General features: G+C 42.8%; 13 protein-coding genes and 1 riboswitch. Of the genes, 11 read left to right on the top strand and 2 right to left on the bottom strand.

What is annotated here, in order from left to right; genetic code table 11:
* Positions 1–53 precede the first annotated feature (53 nt).
* From NI455_RS13390 to NI455_RS13380, 3 genes are all read left to right on the top strand, one after another.
* Complete coding sequence (locus NI455_RS13390) at positions 54–965, top strand: LysR family transcriptional regulator (RefSeq protein WP_253114605.1); 912 nt, start codon at positions 54–56, stop codon at positions 963–965.
* A 230-nt stretch (positions 966–1,195) separates the two neighbouring features.
* A complete protein-coding gene (locus NI455_RS13385; RefSeq protein WP_253114604.1) occupies positions 1,196–2,569 on the top strand; it encodes an MFS transporter in 1,374 nt (457 codons plus the stop codon).
* 108 nt (positions 2,570–2,677) lie between these two features.
* Positions 2,678–4,000 carry a DcaP family trimeric outer membrane transporter gene (locus NI455_RS13380; protein ID WP_005246254.1) on the top strand — a complete coding sequence of 441 codons (1,323 nt, stop codon included), beginning with the start codon at positions 2,678–2,680 and terminating at the stop codon, positions 3,998–4,000.
* A 47-nt stretch (positions 4,001–4,047) separates the two neighbouring features.
* Here the strand turns inward: NI455_RS13380 and NI455_RS13375 are convergent, their stop codons facing one another.
* Positions 4,048–5,469: an aminotransferase-like domain-containing protein gene (locus NI455_RS13375; protein WP_191112269.1), complete on the bottom strand. Its 1,422-nt coding sequence runs from the start codon at positions 5,467–5,469 to the stop codon at positions 4,048–4,050.
* 379 nt (positions 5,470–5,848) lie between these two features.
* Between NI455_RS13375 and NI455_RS13370 the strand changes: the two genes are divergently transcribed.
* The 4 genes from NI455_RS13370 (at position 5,849) to NI455_RS13355 (ending at position 10,624) form a co-directional block, all read left to right on the top strand.
* Positions 5,849–7,486, top strand: a complete 1,638-nt coding sequence (locus NI455_RS13370; protein ID WP_253114602.1) for a long-chain-fatty-acid--CoA ligase — start codon at positions 5,849–5,851, stop codon at positions 7,484–7,486.
* Between the two features lie 298 nt (positions 7,487–7,784).
* The gene (locus tag NI455_RS13365) at positions 7,785–8,807 is read left to right on the top strand and encodes a flavin reductase family protein (RefSeq protein WP_253114600.1); all 1,023 of its coding nucleotides are present in this window, start codon (positions 7,785–7,787) and stop codon (positions 8,805–8,807) included.
* Positions 8,808–8,849: 42 nt separating this feature from the next.
* Positions 8,850–10,016, top strand: a complete 1,167-nt coding sequence (locus NI455_RS13360; protein ID WP_253114598.1) for a fatty acid desaturase family protein — start codon at positions 8,850–8,852, stop codon at positions 10,014–10,016.
* Between the two features lie 257 nt (positions 10,017–10,273).
* Complete coding sequence (locus NI455_RS13355) at positions 10,274–10,624, top strand: hypothetical protein (RefSeq protein WP_004280391.1); 351 nt, start codon at positions 10,274–10,276, stop codon at positions 10,622–10,624.
* An 82-nt stretch (positions 10,625–10,706) separates the two neighbouring features.
* Here the strand turns inward: NI455_RS13355 and NI455_RS13350 are convergent, their stop codons facing one another.
* On the bottom strand, positions 10,707–11,417 hold the full coding sequence (locus NI455_RS13350; RefSeq protein ID WP_253114596.1) for an HAD family hydrolase: 711 nt from the start codon (positions 11,415–11,417) through the stop codon (positions 10,707–10,709).
* Between the two features lie 280 nt (positions 11,418–11,697).
* Between NI455_RS13350 and NI455_RS13345 the strand changes: the two genes are divergently transcribed.
* The 4 genes from NI455_RS13345 to uca all read left to right on the top strand — a co-directional run bounded on the left by NI455_RS13345 (position 11,698) and on the right by uca (position 17,963).
* The gene (locus NI455_RS13345) at positions 11,698–12,591 is read left to right on the top strand and encodes a LysR family transcriptional regulator (protein WP_004647024.1); all 894 of its coding nucleotides are present in this window, start codon (positions 11,698–11,700) and stop codon (positions 12,589–12,591) included.
* A gap of 207 nt (positions 12,592–12,798) precedes the next feature.
* Positions 12,799–12,910: riboswitch (guanidine-I (ykkC/yxkD leader) on the top strand.
* 28 nt (positions 12,911–12,938) lie between these two features.
* The gene (locus NI455_RS13340) at positions 12,939–13,676 is read left to right on the top strand and encodes an urea amidolyase associated protein UAAP1 (protein ID WP_253114594.1); all 738 of its coding nucleotides are present in this window, start codon (positions 12,939–12,941) and stop codon (positions 13,674–13,676) included.
* A gap of 11 nt (positions 13,677–13,687) precedes the next feature.
* Entirely contained in the window at positions 13,688–14,338 is a 651-nt protein-coding gene (locus tag NI455_RS13335) for an urea amidolyase associated protein UAAP2 (RefSeq protein ID WP_253114593.1), read from the top strand.
* Positions 14,339–14,342: 4 nt separating this feature from the next.
* Positions 14,343–17,963 carry an urea carboxylase gene (uca, locus tag NI455_RS13330; RefSeq protein WP_253114592.1) on the top strand — a complete coding sequence of 1,207 codons (3,621 nt, stop codon included), beginning with the start codon at positions 14,343–14,345 and terminating at the stop codon, positions 17,961–17,963.
* The last annotated feature ends 145 nt before the right edge of the window (positions 17,964–18,108 follow it).

The raw sequence follows: 18,108 nt of genomic DNA, 5'->3' as shown, positions 1-18,108 counted from the left end.
ATTGGTCTAAGATCGATTTAGCATTTTTTTATACTTTAAAGGTATTCAGAGCCATGGAACTCAGACATTTGCGTTACTTCGTTGCCGTCGTCGAAGAACAAAGTTTTACCAAAGCGGCAGAAAAACTGTTTATTGCTCAACCACCTTTAAGCAGACAGATACAAAATCTGGAACAGGAACTGGATATTCAGCTCTTTGAAAGAGGGAGCAGACCGCTTAAGACCACAGAAGCAGGTCAATTCTTCTACCAGCATGCGGTTAAACTTTTGTCTAATGCGGAAGAAATCAAATCGATGACCAAACGGATTGGCATCGCTGATCGCACCATTAGCATTGGTTTTGTCGGCTCTTTATTATTCGGTTTACTGTCGCGTATTGTGTTTCTATTTAAGCAGCAACACCCCCAGCTCAAAATTGAGATGGTTGAAATGAATACTTCAGAGCAGATTCAGGCACTTAAAGAAGGGCGGATTGATGTCGGTTTTGGACGCTTGAGAATTTCAGATCCGGCAGTGAAACGAGTGTTGCTGCGGGAAGAACGGCTGATGGTCGCGGCACATTCCAGCCATTTTCTTTCCCATCGAGATGGCGTGAACCTGGCTGAACTGGTGGATCAGCCACTCTTTTTATACCCGAATAATGGTAAGGCTAATTTTTCTACCCAGGTACGCGGTATATTTTCCGAGTATGGACTGGAACCAAAAAATATCCGTGCAGTCAGTGAATTGCAACTGGCGCTGGGTTTTGTGGCTGCTGGAGAGGGTGTTTGTATCGTGCCGGAAAGTGCTCAGAATATTCGTCTGGCACATTTAAACTTTATCCCTTTATTAGATGAATTTGCGGTCAGTCCGGTCTTTATGGCGATTCGTAACATGGATGAAAGTGAATATATTCGTTATCTGTTTGATGCTGTGTATCAAGTCTATGATCTTGAAGCGCTAAAATACGATCGATCGGTATTTTAATCGCTAAAAATCGTGTGAATGATATAGCATTAAAAGCCTATGAGGATGCGATAAAAACAACCTGTTTTAGAAAACATAATGATTGAGTAATATATTTATTAATTAATTGAATAGTTTAATTTGACCCAGACCTTATAGGTATAAAGCCATGCCTATTCAGTTTTAGACATTTTTTCCTATTTTCTGCATTGTGAGCAGCATAAGTTGAACTTCACAATTAGGAGGTGGAGATGTCTACAAATAAAGTGAATATAAATACGCTGATTGATGAAGCGAAATTCACACCCTTTCATTGGGGCGTTTTGATCTGGTGTTTGCTGATTATTATCTTTGACGGTTATGACCTGGTCATCTATGGGGTGGCATTGCCGCTGCTGATGCAAGAATGGTCGTTAAGTGCAGTGCAAGCTGGAATGCTGGCCAGTACAGCCTTATTCGGCATGATGTTTGGTGCCATGAGTTTCGGTACTTTATCCGATAAACTTGGCCGTAAAAAAACCATCATGATCTGTGTGGCGATTTTTAGTGGATTTACCTTTATCGGTGCCTTTGCTACATCACCAGTCGAATTCGGAATTTTACGTTTCCTGGCTGGCCTTGGAATTGGCGGTGTCATGCCTAACGTCGTGGCATTGATGACCGAATATGCGCCTAAACGTATCCGCAGTACGCTGGTTGCCCTGATGTTTAGTGGTTATGCCATTGGCGGGATGACTTCTGCGCTACTCGGTGCATGGTTGGTGCCACAATTTGGCTGGAAAATCATGTTCCTGCTTGCAGGCGTTCCATTGCTCATCTTGCCGATTCTATGGAAATATCTGCCAGAATCCCTGATGTACCTGACCAACAAACAACAGACGGCCAAAGCACACGATATTATTCAAAAGATCTCTCCGACACAGGTCATCACCAGTGACACCCAGTTTGTACTGAATGAAGTACAAAAAGGGGATGAGGCACCATTAAAAGCACTCTTTCAACAAGGCCGTAGCTTCAGTACCTTTATGTTCTGGCTGGCATTCTTTATGTGCCTGTTGATGGTCTACGCCTTGGGTAGCTGGTTGCCAAAACTGATGATTCAGGCAGGTTACTCGCTGGGTGCAAGTATGATCTTCCTGTTCGCCCTGAATATTGGTGGAATGGTGGGTGCCATTGGTGGTGGATATCTCGCAGATAAATTCCATATCAAAAAAGTGCTGACTATCATGTTCTTATGCGGTGCCATTGCATTGATTCTGCTTGGCTTTAACAGTCCGCAATTCGTTCTATATACCTTGATTGCTGTGGCAGGCGCTGCAACGATTGGCTCACAAATTCTGCTCTATACCTTTGTGGCGCAGTATTATCCATCGACAGTACGTTCTACCGGTATGGGCTGGGCATCAGGTATTGGACGTATTGGTGCAATTGTTGGGCCGGTACTCACTGGTGCTTTATTAACCATGAATTTACCGCATCAAATGAACTTCTTTGCAATTGCGATTCCTGGTGTAATCGCTGCGCTGGCAATTTTCCTGGTGAACTTAAAAACTTCCGTAGATGGCCAAGCCCTTGCAACACCTGATGTGAAGCCGAATTCATTGGCAAAAGAAGCGACACATTAAGTTAGATTTCAATCAATAAAGATAATATTCCCAATGATATAGATCGCCATCGTAACGGGTGGTGATCTGTTGCTAGAATCGAAACGCATAATAAAAAGCGAGTTTAGGATGAACACGACACAATTATTTAATCAACCAACAATCACATTCAAACGCACAGTTCTGATGAGCATGATGGCAATGAGTTTAGGGGGCATCAGCTTATCGACTCAAGCACAAACTTCAGCTCAGTCGAATCAGCAGGAAATTGAACAACTGCGCCAGGAAGTTCAGGCCTTACGCGCACTGGTTGAGCAACAGCAACGACAGACGGCCGTGGTCACTGCACATGTTGCAGCAACACCTGCTCCAGCAAGCAAACCCGTCATGAAAATTGCCAGTGGTGCCGAATTTAATCTTTATGGAAATATTCGTGCCGATGCCTCTTATCAGGCTGAAGGTGGTTCAGCAGCACGTATGTATAACCAGATTAATGCTGTACCTTTAGAAGGTGTCGGTGAGCGTAGTGATGAATTTAAATCTACTCTGGCTGCAACCCGTTTAGGCATGGATTTTAAAGCACCAGTCGGTGCTGGAGATAAAGCTTTAAGCGGTAAAGTTGAAGTGGATTTTCTGGGCGGCGCAAGCTTTGATAATTTGCGTATCCGTCATGCTTATATCAGCTATGCCAACTGGTTGATCGGTCAAACCTGGTCGAACTTTGCGGTGCCAGATTATATTCCAGAAACTGTAGATGCATTGGTTTACGCTGGCGGTTCAATTAAACGGACACCACAAGTTCGTTATACCAGCACAATCAGTCCTGAAACCAATCTGGTATTTGCAGTAGAAGATCCTAAAGATGCAACCATTACTGGTATTAAACAACGTCTACCTGCTTTAACAGCACGTTTAAATCATAAATTTGCTGATAATCTTACAGTCAGTGCCCGTGCGATGGGGAATGAAAAGCGTGTCAATGAAGATGAAAAAATGGCATGGGGTGTAGGTTTAGGTGCCAAGTATGATATTGTACCGGGTACAACGCTCAAAGCTGACTATTACCATGTTAAAGGCGATAGCAGCTTTGTGTCTTATGCAAATACGGGTGTGATTACCGCTGCAAATGGCGATTTATTACAAAGCGAATTTGATTCAATTTCAGTTGGCCTGACTCAGCAGTTTAATGACAAATTGCGCGGTACCTTGGGTTATGGCTATATGAATTTTGATGAAGATCAGGCTTATATCAATGCAGTCACTGACAAGACCAAAGCCAATAAAGACTTATGGCAAGCTTGGGCTAACGTGTTTTATAGTCCAACCAAGCCTTTAAGTTTCGGTCTCGAATATGTCTATGGTGAACGTGAAGCTTTGGCTGCTGCTACACCAAATGGCAGCACTACAGGTGAAGATAACCGTATTAATGCGGTTGCTATTTACAACTTCTAAGACTCCTTTCATAAGAAAGTCTGATCTGTAACAGAAGCGTGGATGAATTAATCCGCGCTTTTGCTATTTTGAAGAATGGTTTCTGTCAGCAGATTGACTGCATTTTCAATATTGGCTGTCCATTCAAACGAACAATTCAGCCGAATATAATGTTGGCTGGTAGGCTCAGGCTTAAACAGCAGTGCAGGGGCAACTGAAATATGTTGTTGAAGCAATTGTTCATAGAGCTGCTGGGCATCAACTTCTTTAGGTAATTCAATCCAGAGAAAATAACCACTGGAATAATAATAAATTTCACAGATGCTTCCCAAACGTGCTTTGAGTTCCTGATAAAATTTCTTTTTATATTTTTCCAGATGCTGCCTTAAATGCCGCAAATGTTTTTCATAATGATGATGTGAAATAAATTCGACCAGCGCATTTTGAAGTAAGGGACTGACTGTTAAAGTGCTCATGAGCTGTAAGTGCTGAATGGCATCGGAAAATGGGCCGGCATACACCCAACCGACGCGTGCACCCATCCCCAGCGTTTTCGAAAATGAGGCGCAGTGCAAAACCATCTGATGCCGATCAAAATATTTAACGGGTAGCGGTTTGGATGAACCATAATTTAATTCCTGATAAACATCATCTTCGATTAAATACACCTGATATTCATACAAGAGTTCCGCAATTCTTTGTTTGATTTCAGAACTGACGGTAAAGCCAATCGGATTATGGGCATTCAGCATCAGCCAGCACACCTTGATCGGATACTGTTTTAAAGCCTGTTCAAATGATTCCAGATCAAAGCCAAACTGTGGATGTTCCGGAATCGTAATCACCTGTAATCCCAGACGCTCGGCTGCCTGCCAGGCACCATAAAATATGGTTTGCTGTAGCAGAATAAAATCACCGGGTTGGGTTAAGGCCTGTAAAGACAGATTCAATGCTTCTAGTGCACCGGATGTAATGACAATGTCATCTTGATTGCAGGTAACTCCTTGTAATTGATAACGGTTGGCAATCAGTTGCCGCAAGTTCTGATTGCCGGGCGGCATATGATTCTGGTTGTTATAACTGCTTTTTCTTTTGGCCTGCTGCGCCAGAATCTGCATAAATTTGGCGTTATATAACAGCTCTGCATTGGGAAAGGCAGAACCAAAAGGCACAATCTCTGCTGACTGAGTCGATTTTAAATAATTAAATACCACCGAATTGATTTGAATTTTAGGATTTAAACCAATCTGGGCGGACTGTTTGCTATTGAGCAGAGCTTGAGTGTGTTCTGCAACGTAATAGCCCGATTTGTCTTTGGCATAGACCAGACCTTGTGCTTCAAGTTCCTGGTAAGCATTGAGTACCGTCATCAGGCTATAACCAGATAATTGGGTCTGTTCGCGAAGTGAAGGCAATTTTTCATGTGCCTTCCATACACCGTTTTCAATCATCTGACGGATATTCTGTGCCAGTTTTTCAGACTTATACATACACTTTCTTGAACTAAAACTGTTCTAATTATTTTGATTTATAGCACATTTTAAGGTACTTAATATAACAAAAGGGAGGAAGAGGAGTGTTGTCATTCTATTTTTTAAGCTTGAGTCTTGATGCACGACAATTAAAGTGAAAATCAGATCTCAGATTTTCTGTGTAAATTTTATCTCTACGTAAATCGTATTCCCATTTTTATACGCCTCAGTCACTTGGCTTAATTTGTCACAATTCGATACTTACAAAGTTAGATTTCCTTGCTAAATTCGATCCACATGATGATAAAAAGTAAGTTACGGTTTCAGATCGAGCCATCATGCAACTATAACAACGATACGCAAATACGGACCAATAACAAGCACAAAGGAGTGGAGAATGCTCGGAAATATGATGTTTCAGCCTTTACTGATCAGCAGCATGATTGAACATGCAGGACGCTATCATGCCGATACCGAGGTAATTTCCAAAAATACCGATACCACTATTACAGTGACCAATTGGGGAGAAATTCATCAAAACTCGAAACGTTTTGCCAATGCATTACAACAACTCGGCTTGGCGCAGGGAGATCGGGTCGCGACCATTGCCTGGAATAATCATCGCCATTTAGAGTCCTGGTATGCCATTTCTGGCAGCGGCTTAGTCTGTCATACCATTAACCCGCGCTTATTTCCGGAACAGCTGATTTTTATTATGAATGATGCTGCGGATCGCGTGGTGCTGTTCGATAAAACATTTGTCCCTTTAATTAAAGCCGTGAAAGCGCTGTTGAGCTCAGTCGAGCATTTTATCTGTCTGGATGCAGCTGATCCGGCAGTTAGAGAAGCGATACCAGAAGTACAATTTTATGATGATCTGATTGCCGGCCAAAATGCAGATTTTGAGTGGCCAACACTTGATGAAAACTCAGCAAGCTCTCTGTGTTATACCTCGGGAACCACGGGCAATCCCAAAGGTGTGCTGTTTAGCCATCGCTCTACGGTATTACATAGCTATGCCATCATTTTACCTGATTCCTTAAATGTCTCGGCTGCCGACATTATGTTGCCTGTGGTGCCGATGTTCCATGTGAATGCGTGGGGCACACCGTATGCCGCTGCGATGGTGGGATGCACTCTGGTCCTTCCTGGACCGGGCCTGGATGGCGCCAGTCTGGTCAACCTGATTGATAATTATCAGGTTTCGGTAGCACTTGGTGTGCCGACCATCTGGCAGGGGTTGATTGCCGCCGCAAACCAGTCAGGCTCCAAACTGGAAAGCCTAAAACGGAATGTAGTAGGTGGATCGGCATGCCCACCTGCCATGCTAAGAGCGTTCAAAGAACAGTTTAATTGTGAAACGATCCATGCCTGGGGCATGACGGAAATCAGTCCACTGGGTACAGCGAATCAACTTAAGACCAAACATTTGCATTTGTCTGATGAAGAAAAATTACAGATTCGTCTGTCCCAAGGCCGTCCGCCATTCGGGGTTGACCTACGTTTGACTGATGCAGAAAAAGGGACGCATGAAATTGAACGTGATGGACAGACCACAGGAAATTTACAGGTCAAAGGGCATTGGGTCATCAGCCATTATTTCGGCAAGGAAGAGTCTGCACTGACTGCAGATGGCTGGTTTGATACCGGCGATATTGCTACGCTGGATCAGGATGGTTTTATGAAACTCAGTGATCGTTCTAAAGATCTAATCAAGTCTGGTGGAGAATGGATTTCATCGGTGGAGCTGGAAAATATTGCCATGGGACATCCGGAAATTGCGATGGCTGCCGTGATTGCCGCCCAGCATCCTAAATGGGATGAGCGCCCGGTATTGATTGCCATTAAAAAGCCGGGCAGCCAGCTAAGTGAAACTGATCTGCTGGAATATTATGCGGACAAGGTAGCCAAATGGCAGATTCCAGACCGAGTCGTATTTGTTGATGCGATCCCTCTCAGTGGTACCGGTAAAATGCTGAAAAAAGATCTGCGTGAATTATATGGGACTATTCTTTTGGAGCAGGCAGCAGGTTAAAGCGTCATTTAATCTGAAAATCCCTACATGAAGTCAAAAAACTGATCTCGAATAGAGGTCAGTTTTTTTATGTACAGGCTAAGCAGCGTTGTCTGTTTAAAAATGCTTTTTCTCAATCCATATAGTCTTGATCGATACTTTTAGATGATATTGTCCGACAAAAAGTCATATTATATGGCTTAGGCACATAATTTGACCTGTATTGACATGGTTTGAATGTGAGAATTCTTTATCCTGAGCAATATAATAATTAGACAGTTGTAAATTAATGAAACTGTCTGCGGATAAGGGGATAAAAATGACAAGCATGCCAACCTATCAGCCGCATTGGATCCGGGAAGATTTCATTGATTTTATTGGTGAAAAAATCCATCCAACCTGGGCAATCAAAAAAGTTAAGGCTGCCGTTATGGGCATTCAAGCCATCAGCCCTGACTTTTTCAAAATTCACTTACGTCCAAATCATAATTTTAAAGCCAAGTCATTTCAGGCCGGCCAGAATATTGCAGTGACCGTCAGACTTGATGGCGTACGTCATCAGCGACATTATTCTGTAGTGACGGTATTAAAAAATGGCGATCTGATCATTGCGGTTAAACAGCAGGGCAAAGTGTCACGTGCCTTAAGTCTGATGCAAATTGGTGCCGTGATAGAAATTTCACAGCCGCAAGGTGAGTTCACATTGCAAAAATCCACGCAACCGATTTTATTCCTGGCTTCAGGCAGTGGTATTACCGCCATTTACTCCTTGCTGCAAAAAGCAGTCATTCAATCTCTGGAACAGATCGACCTGATTTATTTCACTCGAGATGATGCCTTTCATGCTGAACTGAAAACATCGGCTCTTATGCATCCAAACTTGAAATATCACCATTTCAATACTGTGGAACACCAGCAGCATCTGACCCAGAGCTTATTGCAAAAGCTGGTGCCAGACTTTGCAGAACGAAAAATTTATGCTTGTGGCTCCGCCGGGATGATGAAGGCCTCACTTTGCATCGTTGATAAACTGGAATTGAAATCCAATTTTCATTCGGAATATTTCCAGGTTGTGGTCGATGAAAAAATTAAAGCACAGCCGGTACAGTTTTTAAGATCGCAGCAAGAGTTTCAGGCGCAGTCCAATTTACTGGAAAGTGCCGAAAAGTCGGGCTTGCGACCAGCGCATGGCTGCCGGATGGGCATCTGCAACACCTGTTCCTGTACCAAGGTCAGTGGTTCGGTACGAAATGTCCTGACCGGTGAAATTGATCATGGTAATAATACCCAGATCAAACTGTGCATTTCTCAGGCAGTGAGTCCTGTGGTGATTAATTTATAAACTATTGATAAGCCATTAATTAAACTATAAGAAGGTGCTCCCATGAATATGCAAATTGATTTTAAACGACATAGCAAAAGCCAATTTCTTAGTCCTGAACAGATTGAGGAATTCGGTGCCAAAGTCGATGCGATCCGCCGCGAGGTCATGGATGATCTGGGGGAAAAAGACGCCGAATATATTTATAAAATCCGCAACTTTGTCCGCTATAGCGAAATTGCCTCACGTGGCATGCTGATGTTTGCCGGTTGGTTGCCACCGGTATGGCTGGCGGGGACAGGTCTGCTCGGTCTTTCCAAAATCGTGGAAAATATGGAACTCGGTCACAATGTCATGCATGGCCAGTTCGACTGGATGAACGATCCGAGTCTGAACGGTGCGACCTATGATTGGGATACGATTTCAACCGGCGATGACTGGAAATATACGCACAACTATATTCATCATACCTATACCAATATCGTCGGAATGGATCATGATGTCGGTTATGGTCTGATTCGGGTCAGTGAATCGCAAAAGTGGGAACCACGCTTTCTGTTTAATATTCCACTGGGCATTCAGTTAATGGTATTTTTCGAATGGTATGTTGGCTTGCAACGCCTGCATCTGGAAGATGTGATTGCTTATGAAACAAAGACCTGGAAAGAAGTCTGGGAAGAAGCAGCACCTTTGCGCCAAAAAATGCGCCGTCAGGTGTTAAAAGATTATGTATTTTTCCCGATCATTGCCGGGCCAAATGTCATTCCGGTATTTACCGGAAATGCGGTGGCCAATGTGATTCGCAGTCTATGGGCTTCTGCTGTCATTTTTAACGGTCATTTCACTGAAGATGCTGAAACCTTTGAAATGGACAATACCGACAATGAAACCCGTGCCGAGTGGTATTTACGCCAGATTCGCGGTTCGAGTAATTTTAGCGGAACAACCTGGCTACATATCTTGAGTGGTAATTTGAGCCACCAGATTGAGCATCATTTGTTCCCCGACATGCCCGCCAATCGCTATGCGCAGGTTGCGCCAAAAGTTAAAGCGCTCTGTGAAGAATATGGCATTCATTATAACGAAACGAGTTTCATCAAGCAGTTTTCTACCGTTTGGGTACGTCTGGCGAAATGTTCATTGCCGAATCATTGGACCGAGCAGGGGGTTGAGAAAAACCATACTGCCAAATCTGTATTCAACTACTTTAAAGCGAAACTATTGTCATAATTTTTAAGGATTACTTATTCACCATTTTGGTACTCCTCAATAGATTTGAATGGTCTATTGAGGATTTTTTTGACCTTTATCAGATTTAATATCATTAGAATAATCCTGTTTATGAATAAAATATGGATACAGATTTCAAAAAATGACGAAAGCAAAACAGATCCAGTACTGCTGAAACGCTTTGCCTACAACAACCTGCTTCAGCTCTAAAGGCTTCTCTCTATAATGGCCGCGTCGTTACACTCAAGGTCTCAGTTTTGAAACATCTTAAATATTTTTCAGCAATCCCATTATTAGTGCTTTTAACTGCTTGTAACACCACTGAAGCGCCAGCACCAGATTATCAGGGCAATTGGAAAAACACCGTGGAAAATCCAAAACTTGAAAATATTCTGGTTATTTCAAAAAATGGTGAAAATTATCTGATTACCAATACGATCAAAGATAAGGAAACCGGTAAAACCGAGAAAAAGAATCCAATGCCCGCTGCAGTGAACGAAAATGGCATGCTTCAGTTGAACGCAGGTGCAGGTATGGTCGATTTTGCAATCGATGAGAAAACCGGAAATCTGGTTGGTTCAGGCTCAATCTATAAAAAAGCCAAATAGTTAGTAAGATTTTTAAGCCACAAATAGTATTCAAGATGCCATGAATAAGGATACTTCATGGCATCTTTTTTAGTGGATGTTTTTATTGAATGAAACTTAATAATTCATCAAAATCTTCAACAAAATAATTCGCTTTGGCTTTAATCAAATCTATTTCATGAGCGGAGTGCTGATCATAAATTGCCACCACCTCGATGCCCGCATGATTTGCTGCTTCTACACCGACTAACGAGTCTTCAATAATTAGACATTCCTCAGGTCGAAGGTTAAAGGCTTGCAATACATTCACATAGACTTCTGGATGCGGCTTAATGTTCTGGACATTTTCACGGGTGAGAATCAAGGAAAAATCATCCTCAAAACTGATTTTAGAATTAATATTTTGATTATTGTCCTGATAGCGCTGAACATTGAATAAACTGGTAGTTGTGGTCAAAGCCAGTGCGATCTGTTGCTGTTTTAAAGCTTGAATCAGAAGGTCAGCCTGAGGTTTCAATTCGACGATATGATCCAGAAAATGTCGGGAAATTGTATAACGACGATTTTTTACTTCTTCTTTAGCTGGTTCAAAACCGTATTGTTCTTTTAAAAATCCACAATATTCCAGATAAGGATCTGGCATATGTCTCAAGGCGGTAAGCTGAAGATCGCGCTGTTGCTGAATCTCATGTAAATCGACTTTTCTATTGGAGAGCTCATCGATCAGGGCTGCATCGACCTGATTCCAGATGTCTACAGAATCAATCAACGTACCATCTAGATCAAAACAGACCAGCTTTTTATCCTGAAACATATAAGATTTCTCTGTATTTTTACCAGTTATTCAGTGGGACTGAGTATATCGCATACGATTTAATTGTTTAACTGACCTGATCAAACCGGGCTGGAAATTTTGCGTTGAGGTACTTTTTAATGGATTTATTCATCTGGAAAAAGTATTTTTTTCGGAAAATTACAGCGAGTTTAATCCTGAAAATAGTGGCGAAGTGTTATATTTTAATCTGACCCTCAATAGACTTATGCGGATGAAAGACCTGTCCGAATGATGAGAAAGTTAAAGGAAATGTATTTCTGTGTTTGAACTTGACTGTAAATTGCTCAGTATTTTTTATTATGTCTATAAATTTAAAAATGTATCTCAGGCAGCCGATCATTTAGATATGAGCCAGCCAGCGGTGAGCAATCTGCTAAATAAAATTCGCCAGCATTATGGTGATCCTTTATTTTTACGTATTGGCAATGAAATGCTGCCGACAGACCTGTCCAAACAGCTCTTTCCCTTGGTCAGCGAAGCACTGAGCAAAGTTGAAGCAATCAATAATTTCACGATCAATTTTGATCAGGTCACTTCACAGCAGCGCTTTACACTGGCGATGACCGATGTATCCCATCTGGTGTTATTGCCAAAAATTTCCCAGTATCTGAAGCAGCATGCATCCCATATCCGTCTGAATGTGCGTCCGATTACATCGGAAACCAGTTATCAAATGGCCAATGGTGAGATTGATCTGGCTTTGGGCTTCTTGCCAAATCTGGAGAATGGCTTTTATCAGCAGAAACTGTTTGAGCAATATTATGTGGTGATCGCGGCGAAAGACCATCCGCGCCTGACCGGTGACAGCATCACGACAGAAGAGTATTTACGTGAAACCCATATTGATATTGATGCCGGGATGGGGCATTACCATATTGAAAATGAATTGCTGAATCTGGAACTCAAGCGTGACATTCTAATGCGTCTGCCAAGTTATCTCGGGGTAGGACTGGTGGTACAGGAAACCGATGCGATTGCGACCGTGCCTTATTATTTGAGTGAAGTTTTATTATCACGTGGCAATCTCAAGATTTTTGAGGCACCGATTGCTTTCCCGACCTATTCCGTAAAGCAGTATTGGCATATGTCTTGTCATCATAAAACCAGTCATCAATGGTTACGTAATATGCTGCATGAGATTTTAAGTAAATAACTCTACCGCTTAAATAGTTTGATTGAGTTCTCATCTCTAGATTTTACAATTCCCGGTACAAGCCGGGATTTTTTTATTTTGGTACATCTTGATGCCTTTTTCAGAGCCTTGCACCTGAAGTGATCAGTTCCATCTCAAAAAAAAGTATTACGAATATAAAAAATAGTATTACCAGTTTGGCACGTCCTTTGCATCTATCTACTCAATCATAAAGTGATCTAGGGTTCCGATACATGAAGATTCATGTAGGTCTGCGACCGAGAGTTCACGGCTTAAGTTTCAAGCTCAAGCTACACGGAGGGATAAAAGCCCGGGAGGTAAACCGTACAAGATTGGGATGGATGCATATGAGCACAACTACTTATCACGAAGATCAAGTCCTCTGGACTGAACGTTTACCGGGTGGACACCACTGGTCAGCACGCATCCAGCGTGGCGCAGTTTTACAACTTAAATCTTTAGGCGCAAATGCCAATGTTTCACTGTCTTGTGTGAATAGCGAAGATAAGCTTGAAGCCTATAACATGCCAGACAGCTTAAAAGGTCAACACAGCGCATTTTTAAGTACAGGGCACATTTTGGCGTCTGATTTAGGTCGTGCGATGATCTCGATTGTTAAAGATGACCATGGTTGGAATGATGCCTTTTGTGCGCCAAGTACCGCACAGCAAATCGAACAACAGTTTGGCAAGCAAAGCTTCCAAGATGCGCGTAACGACATGTACCGCAACGGTAAAGACAGCTTGCTTTTAGAGATGACCAAATTTGGCTTATCGGCGACGGATCTTAGTAGTAGCTTAAACCTATTTTCAAAAGTTGCACCGGATGACAACGGCAACTTGTCTTATGTCGTATCTGATAATACCGATCAAGTGATTGAACTACGCTTTGAAATGGATTGTTTGGTGTTTTTATCCAGCGCACCACATGCACTCGACAATTCTAATGAATATGCACCAGCCGATATTCAGCTCTCACTCTTTAAAGCACTGCCTTTAGGCGACACCGATGTCTGCCGTGACTCATGCCCGCAAAATCAGCGTGCGTTTCAAAATAATAACCGCTACTACGCTTTAACTGCTTAAGGGGAATGATCATGACTGCACTCGTAAATCTAGAAAAATCAGTACTTAGCGAAGTTTGTCCTGCCGGTGAAGCATGGATGTGTGAAGTCAAAAAAGGCCAGTATTTCCATATTGTTGATCTTGAAGGTAATCAAGCGGTGGATACTTTGTTTATTTCCGCACATAACCCTGAAGAGCGTTATAGCGCAACCGATACTTTGGCGATGAACCGTCAAATTTATCTAGAAAAAGGTACGACTTTATATACCAACTTTGGCAATAAAATTGCGAGTATTCATGATGACAACTGCGGTCGCCACGATACTTTAGGCGGTGCATGTTCATGTGAAAGTAACACGGTTCGTTATGCGCATGATAAATATCCAATGCACAGTTGCCGTAACAATTTCATGATTGCATTGTCACAACATCCGATTGCGAAAAAGCATGGTCTGAATGTGCGCCATATCGGTCCAAATATTAATTTTTTTATGAATGTACCTGTAACTTCAGATGGTCACCTGAAATTTGATGATGGGATTTCTGCACCGGGCAAATATGTGGAAATTAAAGCTGAGATGGATTTGATTGTGTTGATCTCAAACTGCCCACAACTGAATAACCCATGTAATGCCTATAACCCAACAAAAATTCAACTGATTGTCCGTGAAGGCGAGGTATAAGACTATGACTTTAAAATATGGGTTTAATAAAGTTCTCATCGCCAACCGTGGTGCAATTGCTTGTCGTGTCATCCGTACCCTTAAAAAATTAGGCATCCAATCGGTTGCGGTGTATTCGGAAGCAGATCGTGATTCCTTGCATGTGACTTTAGCTGATGAAGCGGTCTTTATTGGTGATGCACCTGCAAGCCAAAGCTATCTGAATGTCGATAAAATCTTAGAAGTGGCCAAATATACCGGTGCGCAAGCGATTCATCCGGGCTATGGATTCCTGTCTGAAAATGCCGAATTCTGTAATCTCTGTGAAGCACAAGGCATTGTGTTCTTGGGCCCAAATGCCGAGCAAATGAAAGCATTTGGTCTGAAACACACTGCACGTGAATTGGCGATTCAAGCCAATGTACCGTTATTGCCAGGTAGCCAATTATTGGCTGATGAAGCTGAAGCCCTGCTTGAGGCTGAGCGTATTGGCTATCCTGTGATGCTCAAAAGTACCGCTGGCGGTGGTGGTATTGGTATGCGTTTGGTGTGGAATGCTGAAGAGCTGAAAGATGCTTACACAACCGTGTCGTATTTAGCGCAAGCGAACTTTAAAGATGCAGGCTTGTACCTCGAGAAATTTGTGCAAAATGCGCGTCATATCGAAGTGCAAATCTTTGGTGATGGCAATGGCTTAGTTTTAGCTTTAGGCGAGCGTGATTGTTCGGTGCAACGTCGTAACCAAAAAGTGATTGAGGAAACACCTGCGCCACACATTACAGATGAACAACGTGCTTATATCCAAAACGTTGCGATTCAATTGATGCAGTCAGTGAATTACCGCTCGGCTGGTACGGTTGAATTTGTGATGGATACCGACACCCAAGAATTCTATTTCTTGGAAGTGAATACCCGTCTACAAGTGGAACATGGTGTCACTGAGCAAGTCTTTGGTGTGGACCTTGTGGAATGGATGGTGACCTTAGGCAGTGGTGATTGGGTTGCTCCAACGTCAAAACTTGAGTCGCAAGGTCATTCGATTCAAGTGCGTTTATATGCCGAAGATCCAATCAAAAACTTCCAACCAAGTGCAGGGCTTTTAACGCATGTTGCGTTTGATGTCAATGCGCGTAATGAAACTTGGGTAGAAACCGGCTCCAATGTCTCGTCGTTCTATGACCCGATGATTGCCAAAATTATCGTCACAAGCGATTCTCGTGATTCTGCCATTCAAGCCATGACGGATACTTTGGCTAAAACTTCGGTTGCCGGCATTGAAACCAATCTTGAATATCTGCAAAACATTATTGAGGGTGAGGTCTTTAAAGCAGGCACGCAAACCACACGCTTCTTAAATACCTTTGAGTGGAAAACCCAAAAAATCGAAGTGCTACAAGCGGGTATTCAAACCGCCGTGCAAGATGTCACAGGTCGTTTGGGCTACTGGGATGTCGGTGTGCCACCATCAGGTGCTATTGATCCGCTGTCTTTAAATGTCGCAAACCAATTATTGGGCAATGCACCAAATACCGCAGGTTTAGAATGTACCCTACAAGGCCCAAGCTTAAAATTCCATTGCGATAGCCAAATTGTGCTTGCAGGTGGTGATATGCCATCAACCTTAGATGGTGTGTCTGTCCCGATGTGGCAGACTGTGAATGTGCGCAAAGGTCAGGTACTCAAATGTGGCAAGATCGCCACAGGTTGCCGTACTTATATCGGCATTAAAGGTGGTCTGAATGTGCCTGAATATTTAGGCTCACAAGCGACTTTTACCTTAGGTCAGTTTGGTGGTCATGCAGGGCGTAATTTATTGATTGGCGATATGCTTCCAATCACGGCATTTACATCCGATGAAGTGAAAGCATTAAATGAAGATCAAATCCCAACATTCTCAAATACTTGGGAAATTGCGGTGATGTATGGTCCACATGGTGCACCTGATTTCTTTACCAAAAACGACATTGATACTTTCTTTGCCAATGAGTTTGAAATTCACTTTAACTCAAGCCGTACTGGTATCCGTTTGATTGGTCCAAAACCTGAATGGGCACGTCAGGATGGTGGTGAAGCGGGTCTGCATCCATCCAATATTCATGACAATGCCTATGCCATTGGGGCGATCGATTTCACTGGTGATATGCCAATTATTCTTGGGCCTGATGGTCCAAGCCTAGGTGGTTTCGTGTGCCCTGCGGTGGTGATCAATTCTGAATTATGGAAATTGGGTCAGCTCAAAGCCGGTGATAAAGTTAAATTTGTGCCTGTGAGCTACCATCAAGCGAAATTGCTGAATGAAAAATATCATGTTCAATTAACTGCCCAAGATACACAAGCGGTTACTTTTGATAAATCGTTCTATCCTGAAATCAGCACCTTAAAATCTGCCATTTTAGACACCTTAAAAGGTCAAAATGGTACGCCTGATGTGGTGTATCGTCCTGCCGGCAATAACTATATGCTCATTGAATATGGCGAGTTGGTTTTAGATTTAAACCTGCGTTTCCGTATTCATGCGCTGATGCAATGGGTCAAAGATCAAAACATTCAAGGTATTATCGACCTGACACCGGGCATTCGTTCACTGCAAATTCATTTTGATTCGACTCAGCTCGATCAGATTGATTTATTGCGTATGCTACAAGTGGCGGAAGAGCAACTGCCTGATGTGACCGAGATGCAAGTGCCATCACGTACCGTGTATTTACCACTAGCTTGGGAAGATTCACAAACACAACTTGCCACTGAGCGTTATATGCAAACGGTACGACCTGATGCGCCGTGGTGTCCGGACAATATCGAATTTATCCGTCGTATTAATGGCTTAAAAGACAAACAAGCCGTGAAAGATGTGGTCTATAACGCCAGTTATTTGGTCATGGGCTTGGGTGATGTGTATTTGGGTGCACCTGTAGCAACGCCACTTGATCCGCGTCAGCGTTTAGTCACGACTAAATATAACCCTGCGCGGACGTGGACACCTGAAAACGCCGTGGGGATCGGCGGTGCGTATATGTGTGTCTACGGTATGGAAGGTCCGGGTGGCTATCAGTTTGTCGGTCGTACTTCGCAAATGTGGTCACGCTACCGTAAAAACCCTGATTTTGAGCAAGGTATGCCGTGGTTACTGCGCTTCTTTGACCAAATTAAGTTTTATGAAGTGTCTGAAGCGGAACTCATGCAAATGCGTGAGGACTTTAAAGCAGGGCGTTTAAAATTACGCATTGAAGATGGTGTATTGAATCTAAAAGAATACAACGACTTCTTAACTGAAAACCAAGAATCTATTTCGGCATTTAAAGCGGTGCAACAAGCCAACTTTGATGCAGAGCGCCGTCGCTGGCATGAAGCAGGTCTTGCGGAATATGTCTCTGAAAGTCTAGATGCTGTGGATGATGGCGAAGGGGTTGAAGTGCCTGAAGGTGGTTGTGCGGTGGAATCACATATGCCGGGTTCAATTTGGAAAATTGAATGTCAGTCAGGCGATATTGTGGAAGAAGGTGCGACCTTAGCTGTGATTGAAGCGATGAAGATTGAGATACCAATTATTGCACCTGAGCGTATGCGTGTCGATGCGATTACCATTGAAAAAGGGCAAACGGTGAAAACGGGGCAGGTGTTGTTTACATTGGCACCAGTGGCTTGATGAGATAGGAATAAAAAAGACCGTCCGTAAGGGCGGTTTTTTTATTCAATGAATTAGGGTGTGTTGACACTTTTAGCTTAAAAAAATAGCGAAGTAGTAAAATCAAATCGCCAAACCCAATTTTACTATTCGCTATGCCTCGTAC

The sequence above is a fragment of the Acinetobacter lwoffii genome, from assembly GCF_024129435.1.
GTDB lineage: Bacteria > Pseudomonadota > Gammaproteobacteria > Pseudomonadales > Moraxellaceae > Acinetobacter > Acinetobacter lwoffii_F.
This window is presented reverse-complemented; position numbering and strand designations above follow the sequence as displayed.